We start from the raw sequence: 17,729 nt of genomic DNA, 5'->3' as shown, positions 1-17,729 counted from the left end.
GTTTAGCACTCAGGTCAGTCGAGTGCTAAACCCAGTCTGGCACTCGACCCCTGAGAGTGCAAGCCGCTGGCGGAGGGCGCGCCGTCAGCGCGTGGGCGTCGGCGCGGCGGTCGGCGTGCCCTTCGCCTTGTCCAGGCCCAGCACCACCGTCAGCTGCTTCTGATCGGGCACCACGTCGTTCGAGTAGACGTTGCTCTGCGCGGTCTTCGTGGCTCCGATCAGGGCCGCGAGAGCGTCCGCGGCCCTCTTGTCGGCGGGGGCCTGGTAATACACGGTCGTGACCGGGAAGCTCTGCTCGTCCGCGTCGGCGGCCGCCACGGCCGCGGCCGGGAAGCCCGCGTTCACGATCGAGTCCCTGGTGGAGGCCGCGAGCCCCGTCGCCGTGGTGCCGTTCAGCACGAACACCGCGTAGGAGGTGTCCAGCGCGGGCTTGCTCACGGACGCGCTCGGCGAGGCGGACGGCATCGGCCCGCCGGCCTCGGTGCCGAACTTGCCCATGGCGAACATGGCGGCGAAGATGCCCACGGCGATCAGCACGACGGTCGCGATCGTGGCCCAGAGCAACGTGAACCATCCGCGCATTCCGGGATTCTCGGCGCGGTGGGCGCCGACACGTCCCTGCGCATGCGGGATCACGTCGAATCGGTCGCGCTCGGGTGCAGGCATTCCACGATGTTATCCGGAGCGAACCCGTAACCTCCTGAGGGGGCGGCGCGCAGCCCGGGCACCGGTCCGGTCAGCGCGAGGACACTGCCGTGCGCCCCGTGCGACGCCGCGCCGCATCGTCCCGCAGGCGGCGCAGGCGGCGCACCAGCATCGGATCCTCGACCAGCGCCGCCTCCGAGTCGATCACCCGGCCCAGCAGCTGGTAGTAGCGCGCGGGCGTGAGCTCGAGCTCCCCCCGGATCGCCTGCTCCTTCGCGCTGGAGTGCCCCGGCCAGCGCGCCTCGAAGGCGAGCACGACGCGGTCGCGGTCGCCGAGCAGATCCGTCACGTCCTCCAGGGTACGTCGAGCCCGCAGGCTCCCCCGGACGGCTCGCGGCGCCGCCGCGCCCCCGCGGCACCGGAAACGCGGGAGAATGGTCCAGACCCCTGGGAGGATCCATGTCGCACTGCGTGACCAAGACAGCTGAATGCGCAGCAGTACTCCGTGCTGCGCGAGGCCGCCACCGAGCGCCCGTGGACCGGCGAGCTGCTGGACGAGCACCGCGCGGGGCTGTACACCTGCGGCGCGTGCGGGGCCGAGCTGTTCCGCAGCGGCACGAAGTTCGACTCCGGCTGCGGCTGGCCGAGCTTCTACGAGTCCGTCCGCCCCGAGGCGGTCGAGCTCATCGAGGACACCACGCTCGGCATGGTTCGCACCGAGGTTCGCTGCGCGAACTGCGGCTCGCACCTGGGCCACGTCTTCCCGGACGGCTTCGGCACGCCGACCGGCGACCGCTACTGCATGAACTCGATCGCGCTGTCGTTCCAGCCGGACGACAGCGCCGCATGAGCGCCCTCGAGGCCGTCCGCTCCCGGCAGTCCTGGTCCAAGGTCACGCCGGACGCACCGAGCCGCGAGGAGTTGCTCCCGCTGATCGCCGCGGCCGGCCGGGTCGCGGATCACTCCGCGCTGCAGCCGTGGCGGCTCATCGAGCTGCGCGGCGACGACCGCGTCCGCCTCGGCGAGGCGATCTCCGTCGTGCGCGGGGATCCGGATCCATCGGCGAAGCCGCTGCGCGCGTCGCTGCTGATCGCGGTCGTGGCGAGCTACCGCTCCAGCGACAAGGTGCCGCGCTGGGAGCAGGAGGCGGTCGCGGCGGGTGTCGCGCACATGCTCAGCCTGCTGCTGGACGAGGCCGGCTGGGGCGTCATCTGGCGCACCGGCGACTACACCCGCAGCCCCGAGGTCGCGGACCTGCACGGGCTCGGGCCGGACGAGGCGCTCCTCGGCTGGCTGTACGTGGGCGGCAAGCCGAGCCGCTCCCCCGGCAGCCGGCGCACGGTCGACCCCGAGCCGCTGCTCACCGCGCTGCCGCGCTGACCGGTCGCCGAGGCGGCCTGCGGGCCGTGCCGCGACGGGCGCGCCGGATCAGGCGGACGCGCGCGATCAGGCGGATCGGGTTCACGACGGCCTGTTCTCGCGTGATCGCCTGTTCCGGCGTCGCTCACGGGATCGGGAGCGGATCCGCCACGGCAGCGCGACGACGACGGACAGCACGGCGGCGATCACCATGATCGCGACCTGCCAGGCCGCGGGCCCCGCCGAGGGCGGCCAGACGAGGTCGATGAGCACCGAGACGACCAGCTGGCCGAGCACCGCGCCGAGCCCCATCAGCAGCACCCCGGTGCGCGGCACGATCACGACGCCGAGCAGGATGTAGGCGGCCCCGAGCAGCCCGCCGACGTAGAGCCACGGCTCGGCCGGGAACGGCGCGGGGGCGCCCTTGACGAGCATGCTGATTCCGGCGGAGATCGCGAGGACCGTGACGCCGCCGACGAAGCTCATGAACGTCGCTCCGAGCGGCGAGGCGATGCGCTGACCGAGCCGTCCGTTCACGGCGGACTGCAGCGCGATACCCGCGCCGGTCAGGAACGGCAGCACCAGCATCCACAGCGGCGCGCGATCGAGCACCCCGCCGCCCAGGGAGACGCCGACCGCGATGAGCGCGAGCAGACCGCCGAGCAGCCGCCCCGAGGTGATCGCCACGACGCCGGCCGGCCCGACCCCGATCCGGTCCAGGACGAGACCGTGCAGCGTCTGCCCCGCCACCACGCCGACGCTGAACAGGGCGACGCCGAGGATGCCTGCGACGAGCCCCTGGGTGGACACCGTGAGCGCGCCGCAGGCGCCGCCGACGAGCATCCACCAGGGCACCCGGCGCTCGCGGATCCCGACCCACAGCCGCCCGACGCCGGCGCGGCCGGAGCGGGTGAGGACGACGAGCACGCCGAGCAGCACGAGCCCCACCGCGAACGAGACGAGTCCGGCGAGGATGCCGTTGTCGATGCGGACCCCGAGCTGGCCGTTCACCCGCGCCTGGATCGCGGTCATCGCGCCGATCGCGACGGCACCGCCGAGGGCCAGCGCGGTCGCTCCGCGTCGTCGGGGTCGGTCGTGCGCGCTCACCGTACGAGCCTAACGATGCCCGTGGGCGTCGGATGACGCGGAACCGACCGCAGTGTCGGCACCCGGAGGTACGCTCCAGACATGTGCGCGAGCTACGGACTGGATCCCCGGTTCAAGGACCAGGAGCTGATGGAGGACGCCGACCACGAGCTGCTGGAGGGGATCAGGGCGTGGGCGCAGGGCAACGCCGACGAGACCCTGCGGCCGACCGGACGGATCCTGCGCAACCTGAACCCGATCGTCGTTCCGGGCGAGGCGGCCCCGGCCGTCGAACTCGCCTGGTGGGGCTTCCTCGTCGACGGACGCCCGTCGAAGTTCCCGTCGATCAACACCCGGTCCGAGCGCCTGCAGGACCGTCCCGGCTCGCTGCGCGGGCGGGCGATCGTGCCGGCCACCGGCTGGTTCGAGATGCAGAAGCCGTCCAAGCAGTGGCACGAGTTCGGACTCGACGAGGCCCTGTTCGGCATGGCCGCGGTGACGCAGCGCGGGCGGGCGGAGGACGGATCCTGGTACACCTGCTACTCGATCGTGATGCAGCCGGCCGTCGACCGGCTCGCCGGGATCCACGACCGGATGCCCGTCGTGCTGCCGGCCTCGTTCGGGGCGGACTGGCTCGCCGGCGCCCCGTCCCGCGAGCTCATCGACGAGGCCCTGACGGCCTCGGGCTCGATCGCCGACCGCATCGCCGCGACCCCGCGTGCCGACGACAAGGGCAGCGAACGGCTCTTCTGAACGGGATCCGCGGATCCGCGGAGATGGAGCCCCCTGCCGGACTCGAACCGGCCACCTGCGGTTTACAAGGCCGCTGCTCTACCAGATGAGCTAAGGAGGCGAGAGTGGCCGGAGCCGCTCCCAGGGTAGCAACTTACGACGCGGGGGTCGGCGTGGCGGTCCGCGTCGGCACCGGGGTCGGGCCCGGCGTGCCGTAGTAGGCGTCGCTGGCGACCGAGAGCACGAACTGCGAGAACTCGGCCGCGTCGGTGAGCGAGCCGGCGTAGGCCTGGCCGTTCACGACGATCGTCGGGGCGCCGGTGAGCACGAGCTTCTTCGAGCCGGGCAGCGGGCCGTCCAGGGCGCGCGTCGTGGCGTCCTTGACCCAGGACGCGTACGAGGACTTGCTGATGCAGTCGCGCACGCCCTTGGAGTCCTTGACGCCGCTCGCGTCGGCGAGGGTCGCCAGCTCGGCGTCGGTCTTGCCGTCGCTGTCGAGCTTGGGCTGGTCGGCCAGCAGCGCGTGGTTGTACGCGTAGAAGACGTCGGGCTGCGAGGAGGCGACGCACGCGGCGGCGGACGCGGCGCGCAGCGAGTACTTCGTGCCGTTGGAGTTCGCGGTCAGCAGCGCCACCGGGTGGTAGGTGACGGTCGCGGCGCCCTGGTCGATCCAGGTCGCGAGCTGCTTCGCGTTCGCGCGCTCGAACTCGCCGGCGCCCGGCGACAGGTAGTCGACGTAGATGTGGATGTCCACGGCGCCGGCCGATGCGGTCGGCGACGGGGCGGGAGAGGCCGGGGCCGTGGTGCCCGCCGGCGTCGGCGAGGCGGTCGGGGTCGCGGCGGGGCCCGCGGCCACGGTGAGGTCGGCCTTCGACACGACGACGCCGTCATCGTGCATGTTCGAGGGACTCAGCGAGGGCTTCGACACGGCGGATCCGACGGCCCACGCGACGGCGCCGCCGGCGGCTCCGACCACGAGCACCGCGACCAGTCCGATGAGCACGCGGCGCATGATGCGGACGCGGGACTGCTGTGCGTTGACCTGCTGTGCCTTCTCCCGGACCGCCGCACGCGAGTGCGGGGGCGTGGGGGCGTTCGGCGTTTCGTCGCTCGACATCGTTCCTCTTGATTCCTCGGGGGCGGGCGACCCCCTTCCGTCCGCGGAATGCGCGGCACGGCACGGGTTCGATGCTAGCCAGGCAGACTGAGAAAATCCCAGACGGGCGCTGGTCGGACCCTGCGAGAGCACCGGCTTCCGGGCGACGCCTCGGAAAGCGTTTCACCGGATCCTGGACTCCTCAGACGAGGACATGTCATACTGATCGCGGCCCGATGGAGGGCCACGCCGGGTTCGCGCCCGTCGCTTTTTCACTACGGATCGTCCGGCACGTACCTGCCGGTGAAGGAGAAGACCCATGGCAACCGTGACTTTCGACGAAGCCACCCGCCTCTACCCCGGCGGCACCCGCCCCGCGGTCGACAAGCTGAACATCGAGATCGCCGACGGCGAGTTCCTGGTTCTGGTCGGCCCCTCCGGCTGCGGAAAGTCCACCTCGCTGCGCATGCTGGCCGGCCTCGAAGAGGTCAACGCAGGCCGGATCCTCATCGGCGAGCGCGACGTCACGGACGTCCCGCCGAAGGACCGCGACATCGCGATGGTGTTCCAGAACTACGCGCTGTACCCGCACATGACCGTCGCCGAGAACATGGGCTTCGCCCTGAAGATCGCGGGCGTGGGCAAGGAGGAGCGCGCCCAGCGCGTCCTCGAGGCGGCCAAGCTCCTCGACCTCGAGCAGTACCTCACCCGCAAGCCGAAGGCGCTCTCCGGCGGTCAGCGCCAGCGCGTCGCGATGGGCCGAGCGATCGTCCGCCAGCCGCAGGTGTTCCTCATGGACGAGCCGCTGTCGAACCTCGACGCCAAGCTCCGCGTGCAGACCCGCACCCAGATCGCGTCGCTGCAGCGCCGCCTGGGCGTCACCACCGTCTACGTCACCCACGACCAGACCGAGGCGCTCACCATGGGCGACCGGATCGCGGTCCTCAAGGACGGCCTGCTCCAGCAGGTCGGCTCGCCGCGCGACCTGTACGAGAACCCGAGCAACGTGTTCGTGGCCGGGTTCATCGGCTCGCCCGCGATGAACCTCTTCGCCTCCGACCTCACCGACGGCGGCGTGCAGTTCGGCTCCGAGGTGGTCCCGCTCGACCGCGAGACCGTCAGCGGCGCGACCGGCTCGCAGATCACGGTCGGCGTGCGCCCCGAGGACATCACGGTCGGCCCGGCCGACGGCAGGGGCCTCTCCGTCGTCGTCGACCTCGTCGAGGAGCTCGGCGCGGACGGCTACCTCTACGGCCACACCGAGATCAACGGCAAGCGCAACGACCTCGTCGCACGCGTCGACGGCCGCAACCACCCGAACGCGGGCGAGACCGTCACCCTCGCGGCGAACCCGGGCCACGTGCACGCCTTCGACCTGTCCTCGGGCGAGCGCCTGAACACGAAGCCGATCGTCTCCTGATCACGGCGGATCCTTCCTGACACACGCGACGCGGCGCGGGGGCTGACCCTCGCGCCGCGTCGTCGTCTGATCCGCTCCCCGCCGGCACCGACGTCTCGAGGCTCCCATGAAGGACGCACTGACCATCACCGCGAGCGCGGTGGATCCCGGGCTGCTCTCGCTGCCGTGGGCGCAGCCGCTTGCGAAGTGGCCGTCGACCGTGATCGTGTCGCTGCCGAAGGGCCTGTCCCGGCACCTTGTGCGCTTCGCCGACCTCTCCGGCCAGGTGGTCGCTGTGAAGGAGACGACGGAGGAGATGGCCCGCCGCGAGTACGAGATGCTCGGCAACCTCGCCCGGCTCGACGTGCCGTGCGTCTCCCGGGTCGCGGTGATCGCCGGCCGCAGCGACGGCAAGGGCGTTCCGCTGCCGGCGGCGCTCGTCACGTCGCACCTGCGCTTCTCGATGCCCTACCGCGCGCTGTTCACGCGCGTCCTGCGCCCCGACACCGCCACCCGCCTGGTGGACGCGCTCGCGCTGCTGCTCGTCCGGCTGCACAACGTCGGCTTCTACTGGGGCGACGTGTCGCTCTCGAACGCGCTGTTCCGCCGCGACGCCGGGGCGTTCGCGGCCTATCTCGTCGACGCCGAGACCGGCGAGCTGCACGAGTCGGGCCTGACGGACGGGCAGCGCGCCTACGACCTGGATCTCGCGCGCACGAACATCGCCGGGGAGATCATGGACCTCGCCGCGGGCGGGCGGCTCGAGCGCGGCGTGGACGCGGTGGCGATCGCGGACGGGATCGTGTCGTCGTACCGGTCGCTGTGGGCCGCGCTCACCGAGCACGAGTCCTTCGCCGTGGGCGAGGCGTGGCGGATCACCGAGCGCGTCGAGCGGCTCAACGCGCTCGGGTTCGACATCGGCGAGATGTCGATCCAGACGACGGCCGACGGCACCCGGGTCGAGATCGAGCCGAAGGTCGTCGACGCCGGGCATCACCAGCGCCGGCTGATCCGCCTCACCGGACTCGACGTCGAGGAGAACCAGGCCCGGCGGCTGCTGAACGATCTCGACGAGTTCCGCGCCCGCTCCACGAAGAACTGGGCCGACGAGGAGATGTACGCGCACGAGTGGCTCACACGCGTGTTCGAGCCCGTCGTCCGGGCGATCCCCTACGACCTGCGCGCCAAGCTCGAACCGGCCGAGGTGTTCCACCAGGTGCTCGAGCACCGCTGGTACATGTCGCAGGCCGACGGGCGCTCGGTCCCGCTCGCCGAGGTGCTCACGTCGTACATCAACGACGTGCTGCGGCACCGCCGCGACGAGGCCACGATCATGGGACCGCCCACCGAGACGATGTCGCTGCCGGTGATCACCGGATCCGTTCCGCTGGACGACGAGGATCCCGACATCGACTGGCGCGACCTGGTCTGAGCGCCCTCGGGGTCGTTGAGCGAGGAAGCGGAGCGGCCGAGACGAAACGCGGCGATCCGGCGGGAAACCGCGTTTCGTCTCGCCTGCGGCTCGCTCGACGACCGATGAGAACGCCGCTCAGTAGCCGACGGCGAAGTTCTCCCGGCGGTGCTGCGGGTTCTCGATCTCGTCGACGATCGCGACCGCGAAGTCGGCGCCGGAGATCGAGGAGCTGCCGTCGGCGGCCCGGACGACGACGGGCCCGCCGTCGCGGTAGCGGCCGGTGCGCTCGCCCTCGGCCCAGGGCCCGAAGTTCTCGGCCGGGTGGACCAGGAACCAGTCCAGTCCGGCATCCGCCTGCTCGAGCAGCTCGAGCGAGTCGATGCCGAACTGCGCCTCGTGACGGTACTCCTCGGGCACGCCGAGATCCCACAGCCGAGGGCCGCCCGGCTGCGACAGGCTGCCCATCGCGCCGCCGACGACCCCGAGCCGGGTCGACGTGTCGCCGAGCCTCTCGATGAGCGCGCGCACCGCGTCCAGTGCCAGATCCGTCATGTCGCCGCGCGGCGAGAGGGACTCGATCACCACGTCGGCACCGTCGAGCACGTCGCTCAGGCCGTCCAGGTCCAGCGCGGATCCCTGCACGTACCCGGCGCCGGCGACGGGCGCGTCGGGGACCGAGCGCGAGACCGAGACGGCCTCGTGGCCGCGGCTCACAGCCTCCTGGACGATGTAGCGACCGGCGTATCCGGTCCCTCCGATGACGACGATGCGGGCCATGCGCGTTTCCTTCCGTTCCTGGACCGGGTACGACAGGTGCAAGGATCCCGGACTCGCGGCTATTCCGGATCCGCGCATCCGGCGTCATCGACCCTGGCGTCGCGACCCGCGACGGAGTAGGACAGCAGCATGGGCATGGACGGGACCGAGGCCGGCGCGATCGACATGGAGCGGCAGCAGCGTCGCCTGACCGGGCGGCTGCGCTGGGCGGGAGCGCATCGCCGGGTGCGCGCGTTCGCGGAGGGGCGGGCCGTCGCCGACTCCCGCGACACCCGGATCGTCTGGGAGCCGGGCCGGGTCGTGGCGCAGTATGCGGTCCCGATCGCGGATCTGGACGCCGAGCTCGTCGACGGCGAGCCGTTCGTCCCGGCCGACCGGCTGCCCGGTGTGCTCACCCCGCGGAATCCGTTCGCGATGCACAGCACGACCGGCACGGCGTGGTCGCTGCGACTGCCCTCCGGCGCGGTGCTCGCGGGTGCGGCGTTCGTCCCGGACGATCCCGCCCTCTCCGCGCACGCCCTGCTCGACTGGCGCGCGTTCGACGAGTGGCGGGAGGAGGACGAGGTCGTGGTCGGGCACCCGCACGACCCGTTCCAGCGGATCGACTGTCTCGCCTCCGACCAGCACGTCGTCGTCCGCACGGGCGATGTCGTGCTCGCCGAGACGACCCGGCCGGTCCTGCTCCGGGAGACGCATCTGCAGGACCGGTGGTACATCCCCCGTGCGGACGTGCGGATGGATCTGCTCGTGCCGAGCGACTCCCGCACGGTGTGCGCGTACAAGGGCACGGCGTCGTACTGGAGCACGGCGCTCGGCGACCGCGTCATCTCGGACGTGGCCTGGTCGTACGAGACGCCCCTGCACGACGGCGCCCCGATCGGCGGGATGCTGTGCTTCTACGACGACCGGGTCACGGTCGAGGTCGGCTGACCGGAGCGATCAGACGACCTCGGTTCTCGAGCGGGTCACACGCGCGCGGCGCGCAGGGTGTTGACCTGGTACAGCGCGACCGAGGCCGCGATGCCGGCGTTCAGCGACTCGGTGGCCGCGGAGATCGGGATCGAGACGATCTGATCGCAGGTCTCGGTGACCAGGCGCGACAGGCCCTTGCCCTCGGATCCGACGACGATCACGACCGGACGGTCCGCGAGCTCGAGGGCCGGGAGGGAGACGTCGCCGCCGCCGTCGAGGCCGAGCACGAACACGCCCTGCTTCTTGAACTCCTTGAGCATGGTCGTGAGGTTCGCGGCGAGCGCGACCGGCACCCGCGCGGCGGCTCCCGCGCTCGTCTTCCAGGCGGCGGAGTTCACGCTCGCCGAGCGGCGCTGCGGCAGGATCACGCCGTGCCCGCCGAAGGCGGCGGTGGAGCGGATGATCGCGCCGAGGTTGCGCGGATCCGTGATGCCGTCGAGCGCGATGAACAGCGGCGTCTCGCCGCGGTCGATGACCTGCTCGAGCAGATCCTGCGGGTGCGCGTACTCGTAGGGCGGCACCTTCAGGGCGACGCCCTGGTGCACGCCGTCGAAGCCGGCCATCCGGTCCAGCTCCTGACGGGTGACCTCGAGCACCGGGATCTCGCGGTGCCGGGCGATCGCGAGCATCTCCTTGACGCGGTCGTCCATCTCCACGCGCTGGGCGATGTACATGGTCGTCGCGGGGATCTTCGTGCGCAGCGCCTCGAGCACGGAGTTGCGCCCGGTGACGGTCTCGGTGTCGTTCGAGGCCGCCGAGCTGGTCACGCGGCGGTTCGGGTTCGAGCCGCCCTGCGGCTTCTGCCCGATGCGGCCCTTGCCGCCCGCGGCGGCGTAGCGCTCCTGCGCCGCCTTCCGCTTGCCGGCGACGTGCCAGGCGCGGTCCTCGGCCTTCGGGGTGTTCCCGCGCCCCTCGAGCGCCTTGCGGCCGTTGCCGCCGGTGCCCTTGGTGGCGCCCTTCTTCTTGCTGTTGCCCGCTCCGGGCCTGCTCGGCTTAGCCATCGATGCTCCAATGAGTTCCGTCTGGAGTGTCCTCCAGGGTGATGCCCGCGGCGGCGACCGCATCGCGGATGCGGTCGGCGGCGGGCCAGTCCTTGTCGGCGCGCGCCTGGGCGCGCTGGGCGATCATCGCCTGAACGAGCGCGTCCAGGGCGACGGTGGTCTTCGTGTCGGCGCCCGTGGACGCCCATTCGGGCGCGAGCGGGTCGATGCCCAGCACCGCGGTCATCGCCCGCACCGCGCCGACCGCCTCGGCGACCTCGTCGGTCGCGCCCTTGTCGAGCGCGGCGTTGCCGGCGCGCACGGTCTCGTGCAGCACGGCGAGCGCCTGCGGCACGCCCAGGTCGTCGTCCATCGCGGCGGCGAACACGACCGGAATGGATTCCTCCGCGGCGGTCCCCGAGCCCGTCGAAGGGCCCGTCGCGGTGCCGGCCGTCCGCTGCGCCCGTTCGAGGAACGTGCGGATCCGGCCCAGCGCCGCCTCCGCCTCGGTCCACGACGAGTCGGAGAGGTCGAGACTCGACCGGTAGTGCGCGGCCGCGAGCGCGTAGCGGACGACGAGCGGATCGTGCCGCGCGAGCACATCGTCGGCGAGGGTGAAGTTTCCGAGCGACTTCGACATCTTCTGCGTGTTCACCGTGACCAGGCCGTTGTGCACCCAGTACCGCGCGAAGCCGTCGCCGGCCGCGGTGGACTGGGCGAGCTCGTTCTCGTGGTGCGGGAAGCGCAGGTCGAGGCCGCCGCCGTGGATGTCGAACTCCGGCCCGAGGTAGCGCCGGGACATGGCCGAGCACTCGATGTGCCAGCCCGGGCGGCCCGCGCCCCAGGGCGAGGCCCAGGTCGCGTCGGCGGGCTCGCCGGCCTTGGCGCCCTTCCACAGGGCGAAGTCCTGCGGGGCGCGCTTGCCACGCGGATCCGCGTCCTCCGCCGCCTCCATCGCGTCGACGGACTGGCGGGTGAGTTCGCCGTAGGAGGCCCAGGAGCGCACGTCGAAGTACACGTCGCCGGATCCGTCGGCCGCCGGGTAGGCGTGCCCGCGGTCGATGAGGCGCTCGATGAGCTCCTGCATCTGCGGGACGGAAGCGGTCGCGCGCGGCTCGTACGTGGGCGGCAGGATCCCGACCGCGGCGTACGCGGCGGAGAACTCCTGCTCCATCCGGTAGGCGAGCGCCCACCACGGATCCGCGTCGGTCGCGTTCGCGAGGATCTTGTCGTCGATGTCCGTGACGTTGCGGACGAACGTGACGCGGCCGTACCGCAGCTCGAGCCAGCGGCGCAGCAGGTCGAAGCTCAGCGCCGCCCGCACGTGCCCGATGTGCGGGCCGGACTGCACGGTGGGTCCGCACACGTACATCGTCACGTTCGAGGGGTCGAGCGGGACGAAGTCGCGCAGTTCCTGCGCGCGCGTGTCATGGAGGCGGATCGTCACCGCTCAAGACTACCGGTGCGGATCCGCACGTTTTCGGGGAGCGATGTCCGCTCCGGATCCGGGTCCGGCAGGGCGGACATCGCTCCTCGAGACCGGAGGCAGGTCAGGGGCGCAGGAGGATCTTGCCCTCGCGCCCGGCCTTCAAGGTCCCCTCCGACGCCGCGCCGACGTCCTCGAGCGGGAGGATCTCCGATACCGGGAGGGTGAGCGCGCCGTCGCGGAGCCGGGTGAGCAGCTCTCCGAACAGCTCACGACGGCGTTCGGCGGGCATCGCGGCGGCCACCTTCGACCCCCAGAAGCCCCGCACGGTGAGCTGCTTGAAGATCACGTCGCCCGAGGCGATCCGCATCGTCCCGGAGGACATCGCGCCGAAGACGACGAGCAGCCCGCCCTCGCCGAGCATGGCCGCGATCTGCCCGCTCCCGTCGCCCCCGACCGCGTCGATGCCGGCGCGGATCGGCGCGCCGGCGGTGAGCGCCCGTACGCGGTCCTGCCAGTCCGCGGCGTCGGTCGCGACGACGTCGCCCACGCCCTGCGCGGCGAGCTCGGCGATCCCCGCACCCCGGCGCACCAGGTTGACCGAGCGCACCCCACGGGCCGCCGCGAGCTGGGCGACCATACGCCCGACCGCGCCGTTGGCCGCGTTCTGGATCATCCAGTCGCCCGGCTGCAGCCCGAGCGAGTCCAGCACGCCGATCGCGCTGAACGGCATCGAGGCGAGCTGGGCCGCCTGCTCGTCGGGCACGTCGTCGGGCACGGGGATGAGCGCCGCGGCCGAGGCGAGCACGTACTCGGCCCAGCTGCCGAACGCCCCGCCGACCGTGACCCGGCGGCCCGCGAGCGCCGGATCCACGCCCTCGCCGACCGCGTCCACGATGCCGACCGCCTCGGTGCCGGCGCGGGCCGGCAGCTCCGGCTTGAAGCCGTACAGGCCGCGCACCGTGAGCAGGTCGTGGTTGTGCACCGTGGCCAGGAGCACCCGCAGCCGCACCTGCCCCGGCCCCGGCTCGGGCAGCGGGACGTCCTGGACGGAGAGGACCTCGGCGGGATCACCGAAGACGGAGTGGACGAGTGCGCGCATGGGAGACCTCTCGACGACGGCGGATGCGGCGGATGGCCGCGGCTCCAGCGTAGGCACGGATCCGAGAGGCGGGCTGCGGATCCGTCTCAGCGGACGGCGTGCACGAGGGCGACGGCGGTGACCGCGATGCCCTCGCCGCGACCGGGGAAGCCCAGTCCGTCCGTGGTCGTCGCCGACACCGCGACGGGGGCGCCGCCGAGGGCCGCCGACAGCGCCTGCTCGGCCTCGCCGCGGCGCGCACTGAACCGCGGCCGGTTGCCCTGGAACTGCACGGACACGTTTCCGATCGCGAACCCGGCCTCGGCGAGGATCTCGGCGGTCCGGGCGAGGAAGACGTCGCCGTGCGCGCCCGCGTACTCCGGGTGCGCCGTGCCGAAGTGCTGGCCGATGTCGCCGAGCCCGGCGGCGCCGAGCAGGGCGTCGACGATCGCGTGCGCGACGGCGTCTCCGTCGGAGTGGCCCTCGAGCGCGGGCTCGCCGGGCCAGTCCAGGCCGGCCAGTCGGAGCGTGCCGCCCTCGGCGAAGGCGTGCACGTCGGTGCCGATGCCGATGCGCGGGACGACGGACCCCGCGGTGCTGTCCAGGATCATGCGGGCGCGCTCCAGGTCGTGCGGGGTGGTGATCTTGAAGGCCTCGTCGGATCCGAGGACGTGCCGCACCGCTCCCCCGGCCGCGGCGAAGAGCGCGGCGTCGTCGGTGTACTCGATGCCCTGCTGTGCGGCCTGAGCGTACGCGGTCTCGAGCTCACGGCGAGGGAAGCCCTGCGGCGTCTGCGCGGCCGCGAGCTCGGAGCGGTCGACCGGCGCGACGACGTCGGCGCCGTGCACGCGCTTGAGCGTGTCCACGACGGGCAGCGCGGGGATGACCCCGGCGCCCGGGACCACTGCCCGGGCGACGGCCGTGATCTGGGCGGACGGGGTCAGCGCCCGGGCCGCGTCGTGCACGAGCACGATGTCGATGTCGTCGGCGAGCGCGGCGAGGCCCGCCGCCACCGACCCCTGTCGAGTGTCCCCGCCGACCACGACCGCGACGGGAACCCGCTCTCCCCCTCCGTTCGCTGGTCGCGACACGCCCTCATTCGCCCCCGATGGCGACGATTCGCGACCAGCGAGCGGAAGTGGGGTCGGCGCAGACCACGGGGCGACACGGGAGGACCGGGCGACACGGGAGGGTTGGGCGATACCGGAGGACCGGGCGATCGTGCGCGCCTCGTCCTCGCGTCCGGCGGGCACGACGAGGACCACCTGGGCGGGATCCGCCGCGAAGACGCCGTCGAGGGCGTGCTGCAGGATCGTCCGGCCGTCCAGCGGCACGAACGCCTTGGGGGCGCCGGCGGCGAGCCGGGTGCCGGACCCGGCGGCCACGACGATCACGGCCGTACGCGCGAGCGGCGGAAGGAGGTCGGTCACGCTCTCACGTTAGCGCCCGGATCCGCGGCGCTCCCGATCCCGTCGGCGCGAACCGCATCAGGAAAAGTTCTTTGCCACAATCAGTACTTGATCTGATACAGTACTTGACATGAACGATGACGCCTTCTCCGCGGACCTGCTGCGCGGGCACACCGACACGATCGTGCTCGGCACGCTCCGCGGCGGGGATCGCTACGGCTTCGAGATCTACAAGACGATCCGGGACGCCACCGGGGGCGACCACGAGATCAAGGAGGCCACCCTCTACGCGACCTACCGCCGTCTGGAGAAGGACGGACTGGTCGAGTCGTACTGGGGCGACGAGACGCAGGGCGGCCGTCGCAAGTACTACCGGATCACCGACGCGGGTCGCGCGGTGTACCGGCGCAACGTCGCGGCCTGGGTCGCCACCCGCCGCGTGATCGACACGCTTCTGGACGCGAAGGACTGAACTCATGAACACGGACATCCACCGCCTCCTGGACGAGGCCTTCGCCGGGATCGAGATGACCCCGGCCGCGCAGGACCTGAAGGAGGAGATCCGCGCGAACCTCACCGCGCAGGTCGACGAGCTCGTCGCCGCAGGCGTCGCCCCGCAGGAGGCGGCGCGGCAGGCGGTCGCCGACCTCGGCGATGTGCGCGACCTCCTCGACGAGAACGGCCCGACCGAGCCCGCGGGCATGAGCGCCCTCGCCGCGCGCCACCACGTGCGGCCGAACCCCGGCTTCGTGGTGCGGACCGTCGTGCTGAGCCTGGTCGCCGCGGCCGCGCTCCTCGGGCTCGTGCTGCTCGCGGTCCTCGCCCACCCCGCCCCGACCGGCGGCGTGCTCGGCCTCGGCGCGCTCGTCGCCGTCGCCCTCGGCGTGGTGACCGGCGACGCGCTCACCCAGGAGACCACGGCGAATCACCCGCTGCCCGTACTGCGGGCGACGGGCTTCGGCCTCGCGACCGGCGGGACCCTCCTCGCCCTCGCCCTGGGCGGCGCGTTCGCCCTCGCGCTCGACCAGCTGTGGCTCGTGGTCCTCGCCGCGGTCCTCCTGGTCGCCTCGATCGGACTGTTCTCCTACCTGGGCGCCACCCAGACGAACCGGCACAAGGCGTGGGTGCGCGGAGCCGCCGCGCACATGCCGCCGAACCGGTTCGAGGAGGAGCCGGAGACCGCGGCCCGCTTCGGGATCTACGTCGCCGTGCTCTGGTTCACGACCCTGGCCGTCATGGTCGTGCTCGTCTTCACGGCGGGCTGGTGGTGGGCGCCGGTGGCGTTCGTCGGCGGGCTGGCCGCCATGATGCTGCTCCTCGCCCGCATGCTCTTCGCACCGCGCCGCGGCGATCGCCGCTAGCCGGTTTCCGGATCCGGTCCCGACACCTCGACGGAGCGGATCCTCCGCACACCGCAGAAAGCCCTTGAGAACCGAAGGGATGCTCGTCATGCCCGCAGAACAGAACGCCATCGTCGCCGACGACCTCGTCAAGGAGTACCGCGGCCGCGGCCGACGGCCCGCCGTCCGGGCCCTGGACGGTCTGAGCTTCGCCGTCCCGGCCGGACGCGTCTTCGGCCTGCTCGGCCCGAACGGCGCCGGCAAGTCCACCACGACCAAGATCCTCACCACCCTGTCGCGGCCGACGGCCGGCCGCGCCCGCGTCGCCGGCCACGACGTCGCGGATGCCTCCGGCGCCGTCCGCGCCGCGATCGGCTACGTCTCGCAGGGAACCGGGACGGATCCGAACCTCACCGCGACCGAGAACCTCGGGATCGCCGGGCGCATGCGCGGCCTCGGCAGCGGCGAGGCCCGGGAGCGCGCCGCCCGGCTGCTGATCGAGTTCGGCCTCGCCGACGCGACCCGGCGCCCCGTGCGCACGTTCTCCGGCGGCATGCGCCGTCGCCTCGACGTCGCCGCCGCGCTCGTGCACCGCCCGCAGGTGCTGTTCCTCGACGAGCCCACCACGGGCCTCGACCCCGAGGCCCGTGCGGCGATGTGGTCCGAGATCCGGCGCCTGTCCGGCGAGGAGGCGCTGACCGTCGTACTGACCACGCACTACATGGAGGAGGCGGATCGGCTCGCCGACGAGCTCCTCCTCGTGAACCGCGGCCGGGCCGTCGCGCAGGGCACCCCGGACGAGCTCAAGGCCGCGCTGCACGGCGACGCCGTGAGGGTCACGCTCGTGGAGCCGGATCCGGTCGCCGTACGCCGGGCGGTCGCCACCGTCCCCGGCCTGCGCGACGTGCTCGTCGAGGCCGCCGGGGTCGACGGACTCCTCATCGCCCGCACCGACGACGCCGCCTCCGCGGTCGGCGCCGTGATCGCCGCCCTCGACGGCGCCGGGATCCGCTACGGCCAGGTCGCGGCGTCCCATCCCACCCTCGACGACGTGTACCTGCACTTCGTCGGCCACACCTTCGGCGACGCCCCGGCGGACGCCCTCCTGGAACGAGTCGCGGCATGAGCGCGATCGCTCTCTCCCCCGCCCTGTCCCCGGCACCGGCGCGCCCGGGCTGGTTCACTCAGACCGGCCAGGTCCTGCGCCGGTGGTCGATCGTCTCGATCCGTCAGGCGTGGGGGCCCGTCATGAGCCTCATCCAGCCGGTCATCTGGATCCTGCTGTTCGGGCAGGTGTTCCGCACCCTCGGTGCGCTCCCGCAGTTCGGCGGACACGGGTACATCGACTACCTGGTTCCCGGGATCCTGATGATGACGGTGCTGTACTCGGGCGCCTGGGCCGGCACCGGCTACATCGACGACATCGACTCCGGCGTGATGGACCAGTACCTCACCTCGCCCGTGCAGCGCTCGGCGATCATCGCCGGTCAGCTCCTGCAGCAGCTCGTGATCAACGTGCTGCAGTCGCTCGTCGTGGTCGGGATCGGCTGGCTCGGCGGGGCCGGGTACCCGGGCGGCGCGGGCGGCATGCTCGTCGCGCTCGGCGTCGCGACGCTGCTGGCGACGATCTTCTGCTGCGCGTCGACCGCGGTCGCACTCACCGCGCGCAGTCAGATCGCGCTGATCAGCCTGTCCCAGCTGATCGTGCTGCCGGCGACCTTCCTGTCCACGACGATGATGCCCGCCGCGGCGATGCCGGAGTGGGTGCGGAACGTGTCGCGGTGGAACCCGATGACCTGGGCGGTCGAGCTCGGGCGCGGCGGTCTCGGCGGCGCGTACCCGGCCGAGGGGTGGTGGCAGGCCGGCGGCCTCGCCCTGCTCGCGGCGCTGTCGTTCGCCTGGGCGCTGCGCGCGATCCGCAGCTACCAGCGCTCGATCTGATCGCGCCGCCGGCGTGGTCGCATCGCCACGGAGGCGCGAAGAAGGGGTGGACGCCGCACGGCGTCCACCCCT

General features: G+C 72.4%; 19 protein-coding genes and 1 tRNA gene. 10 read left to right on the top strand and 10 right to left on the bottom strand.

The window, feature by feature from the left end:
* Positions 1-84: 84 nt before the first annotated feature.
* Together RBR11_RS11030 and RBR11_RS11025 are read right to left on the bottom strand one after the other, a co-directional pair.
* Positions 85-666, bottom strand: coding sequence for a LytR C-terminal domain-containing protein (locus tag RBR11_RS11030; protein WP_308489378.1), 582 nt, complete (start codon positions 664-666; stop codon positions 85-87).
* Positions 667-736: 70 nt separating this feature from the next.
* A complete protein-coding gene (locus RBR11_RS11025; protein ID WP_373889792.1) occupies positions 737-994 on the bottom strand; it encodes a DUF3263 domain-containing protein in 258 nt (85 codons plus the stop codon).
* A 135-nt stretch (positions 995-1,129) separates the two neighbouring features.
* Between RBR11_RS11025 and msrB the strand changes: the two genes are divergently transcribed.
* Entirely contained in the window at positions 1,130-1,495 is a 366-nt protein-coding gene (gene msrB / locus RBR11_RS11020; protein WP_308489406.1) for a peptide-methionine (R)-S-oxide reductase MsrB, read from the top strand.
* A complete protein-coding gene (locus RBR11_RS11015) occupies positions 1,492-2,025 on the top strand; it encodes a nitroreductase family protein (RefSeq protein ID WP_308489377.1) in 534 nt (177 codons plus the stop codon). The genes msrB and RBR11_RS11015 overlap by 4 nt, the downstream gene beginning before the upstream one ends.
* 81 nt (positions 2,026-2,106) lie before the next feature.
* On the opposite strand, the gene RBR11_RS11010 is transcribed toward RBR11_RS11015, so the two are convergent.
* Positions 2,107-3,111 (bottom strand): DMT family transporter, encoded by a 1,005-nt coding sequence (locus tag RBR11_RS11010; RefSeq protein ID WP_308489376.1) that lies wholly within the window; start codon positions 3,109-3,111, stop codon positions 2,107-2,109.
* 81 nt (positions 3,112-3,192) lie between these two features.
* On the opposite strand from RBR11_RS11010, the gene RBR11_RS11005 reads away from it, so the two are divergent.
* Complete coding sequence (locus RBR11_RS11005) at positions 3,193-3,843, top strand: SOS response-associated peptidase family protein (RefSeq protein ID WP_308489375.1); 651 nt, start codon at positions 3,193-3,195, stop codon at positions 3,841-3,843.
* Between the two features lie 24 nt (positions 3,844-3,867).
* On the opposite strand, the gene RBR11_RS11000 is transcribed toward RBR11_RS11005, so the two are convergent.
* Both RBR11_RS11000 and RBR11_RS10995 read right to left on the bottom strand, forming a co-directional pair.
* A tRNA-Thr gene (locus RBR11_RS11000) sits at positions 3,868-3,943 on the bottom strand.
* A 33-nt stretch (positions 3,944-3,976) separates the two neighbouring features.
* Positions 3,977-4,939: a DsbA family protein gene (locus RBR11_RS10995; protein WP_308489374.1), complete on the bottom strand. Its 963-nt coding sequence runs from the start codon at positions 4,937-4,939 to the stop codon at positions 3,977-3,979.
* A 298-nt stretch (positions 4,940-5,237) separates the two neighbouring features.
* Here RBR11_RS10995 and RBR11_RS10990 point away from each other — a divergent pair, with 298 nt between their 5' ends.
* Positions 5,238-6,338 (top strand): ABC transporter ATP-binding protein, encoded by a 1,101-nt coding sequence (locus RBR11_RS10990; RefSeq protein ID WP_308489373.1) that lies wholly within the window; start codon positions 5,238-5,240, stop codon positions 6,336-6,338.
* 106 nt (positions 6,339-6,444) lie between these two features.
* On the top strand, positions 6,445-7,749 hold the full coding sequence (locus RBR11_RS10985; protein ID WP_308489372.1) for a DUF4032 domain-containing protein: 1,305 nt from the start codon (positions 6,445-6,447) through the stop codon (positions 7,747-7,749).
* A gap of 117 nt (positions 7,750-7,866) precedes the next feature.
* Here the strand turns inward: RBR11_RS10985 and RBR11_RS10980 are convergent, their stop codons facing one another.
* A complete protein-coding gene (locus tag RBR11_RS10980) occupies positions 7,867-8,508 on the bottom strand; it encodes an NAD(P)-dependent oxidoreductase (RefSeq protein ID WP_308489371.1) in 642 nt (213 codons plus the stop codon).
* Positions 8,509-8,637: 129 nt separating this feature from the next.
* Here RBR11_RS10980 and RBR11_RS10975 point away from each other — a divergent pair, with 129 nt between their 5' ends.
* Positions 8,638-9,438, top strand: coding sequence for a DUF427 domain-containing protein (locus RBR11_RS10975; RefSeq protein ID WP_308489370.1), 801 nt, complete (start codon positions 8,638-8,640; stop codon positions 9,436-9,438).
* A gap of 35 nt (positions 9,439-9,473) precedes the next feature.
* Here the strand turns inward: RBR11_RS10975 and rlmB are convergent, their stop codons facing one another.
* From rlmB to ispF, 4 genes are all read right to left on the bottom strand, one after another.
* Complete coding sequence (rlmB, locus tag RBR11_RS10970) at positions 9,474-10,481, bottom strand: 23S rRNA (guanosine(2251)-2'-O)-methyltransferase RlmB (protein ID WP_308489369.1); 1,008 nt, start codon at positions 10,479-10,481, stop codon at positions 9,474-9,476.
* Positions 10,474-11,907, bottom strand: coding sequence for a cysteine--tRNA ligase (gene cysS, locus RBR11_RS10965; RefSeq protein WP_308489368.1), 1,434 nt, complete (start codon positions 11,905-11,907; stop codon positions 10,474-10,476). Before cysS ends, rlmB begins: the two co-directional genes overlap by 8 nt.
* A 103-nt stretch (positions 11,908-12,010) precedes the next feature.
* Positions 12,011-12,988: a zinc-binding dehydrogenase gene (locus tag RBR11_RS10960; protein WP_308489366.1), complete on the bottom strand. Its 978-nt coding sequence runs from the start codon at positions 12,986-12,988 to the stop codon at positions 12,011-12,013.
* 86 nt (positions 12,989-13,074) lie between these two features.
* Positions 13,075-14,397, bottom strand: a complete 1,323-nt coding sequence (gene ispF, locus RBR11_RS10955) for a 2-C-methyl-D-erythritol 2,4-cyclodiphosphate synthase (protein ID WP_308489365.1) — start codon at positions 14,395-14,397, stop codon at positions 13,075-13,077.
* Between the two features lie 109 nt (positions 14,398-14,506).
* Here ispF and RBR11_RS10950 point away from each other — a divergent pair, with 109 nt between their 5' ends.
* The 4 genes from RBR11_RS10950 to RBR11_RS10935 all read left to right on the top strand — a co-directional run bounded on the left by RBR11_RS10950 (position 14,507) and on the right by RBR11_RS10935 (position 17,657).
* Entirely contained in the window at positions 14,507-14,848 is a 342-nt protein-coding gene (locus RBR11_RS10950) for a PadR family transcriptional regulator (RefSeq protein WP_308489364.1), read from the top strand.
* A 4-nt stretch (positions 14,849-14,852) separates the two neighbouring features.
* Complete coding sequence (locus RBR11_RS10945) at positions 14,853-15,737, top strand: permease prefix domain 1-containing protein (protein WP_308489363.1); 885 nt, start codon at positions 14,853-14,855, stop codon at positions 15,735-15,737.
* Positions 15,738-15,825: 88 nt separating this feature from the next.
* Complete coding sequence (locus RBR11_RS10940; RefSeq protein WP_308489362.1) at positions 15,826-16,842, top strand: ABC transporter ATP-binding protein; 1,017 nt, start codon at positions 15,826-15,828, stop codon at positions 16,840-16,842.
* On the top strand, positions 16,839-17,657 hold the full coding sequence (locus RBR11_RS10935; RefSeq protein ID WP_308489360.1) for an ABC transporter permease: 819 nt from the start codon (positions 16,839-16,841) through the stop codon (positions 17,655-17,657). Before RBR11_RS10940 ends, RBR11_RS10935 begins: the two co-directional genes overlap by 4 nt.
* Positions 17,658-17,729: the final 72 nt, after the last annotated feature.

This window comes from Microbacterium capsulatum, assembly GCF_030865425.1.
GTDB classification, from domain to species: domain Bacteria; phylum Actinomycetota; class Actinomycetes; order Actinomycetales; family Microbacteriaceae; genus Microbacterium; species Microbacterium capsulatum.
The sequence above is the reverse complement of the archived record's forward strand: the minus strand, read 5'-3'. Positions and strand labels throughout refer to the sequence as shown.

Bases quoted from the DNA above. Each gene is read 5' to 3' on its own strand.
- RBR11_RS11015 (WP_308489377.1), top strand. From the start codon at position 1,492: ATGAGCGCCCTCGAGGCCGTCCGCTCCCGGCAGTCCTGGTCCAAGGTC.
- RBR11_RS10940 (WP_308489362.1), top strand. From the start codon at position 15,826: ATGCCCGCAGAACAGAACGCCATCGTCGCCGACGACCTCGTCAAGGAG.
- RBR11_RS10985 (WP_308489372.1), top strand. From the start codon at position 6,445: ATGAAGGACGCACTGACCATCACCGCGAGCGCGGTGGATCCCGGGCTG.
- RBR11_RS10935 (WP_308489360.1), top strand. From the start codon at position 16,839: ATGAGCGCGATCGCTCTCTCCCCCGCCCTGTCCCCGGCACCGGCGCGC.
- RBR11_RS11005 (WP_308489375.1), top strand. From the start codon at position 3,193: ATGTGCGCGAGCTACGGACTGGATCCCCGGTTCAAGGACCAGGAGCTG.
- RBR11_RS10980 (WP_308489371.1), bottom strand. From the start codon at position 8,508: ATGGCCCGCATCGTCGTCATCGGAGGGACCGGATACGCCGGTCGCTAC.
- RBR11_RS10975 (WP_308489370.1), top strand. From the start codon at position 8,638: ATGGGCATGGACGGGACCGAGGCCGGCGCGATCGACATGGAGCGGCAG.
- RBR11_RS10990 (WP_308489373.1), top strand. From the start codon at position 5,238: ATGGCAACCGTGACTTTCGACGAAGCCACCCGCCTCTACCCCGGCGGC.
- RBR11_RS11030 (WP_308489378.1), bottom strand. From the start codon at position 666: ATGCCTGCACCCGAGCGCGACCGATTCGACGTGATCCCGCATGCGCAG.
- RBR11_RS10945 (WP_308489363.1), top strand. From the start codon at position 14,853: ATGAACACGGACATCCACCGCCTCCTGGACGAGGCCTTCGCCGGGATC.
- RBR11_RS10950 (WP_308489364.1), top strand. From the start codon at position 14,507: ATGAACGATGACGCCTTCTCCGCGGACCTGCTGCGCGGGCACACCGAC.
- RBR11_RS10995 (WP_308489374.1), bottom strand. From the start codon at position 4,939: ATGTCGAGCGACGAAACGCCGAACGCCCCCACGCCCCCGCACTCGCGT.
- RBR11_RS10960 (WP_308489366.1), bottom strand. From the start codon at position 12,988: ATGCGCGCACTCGTCCACTCCGTCTTCGGTGATCCCGCCGAGGTCCTC.
- rlmB (WP_308489369.1), bottom strand. From the start codon at position 10,481: ATGGCTAAGCCGAGCAGGCCCGGAGCGGGCAACAGCAAGAAGAAGGGC.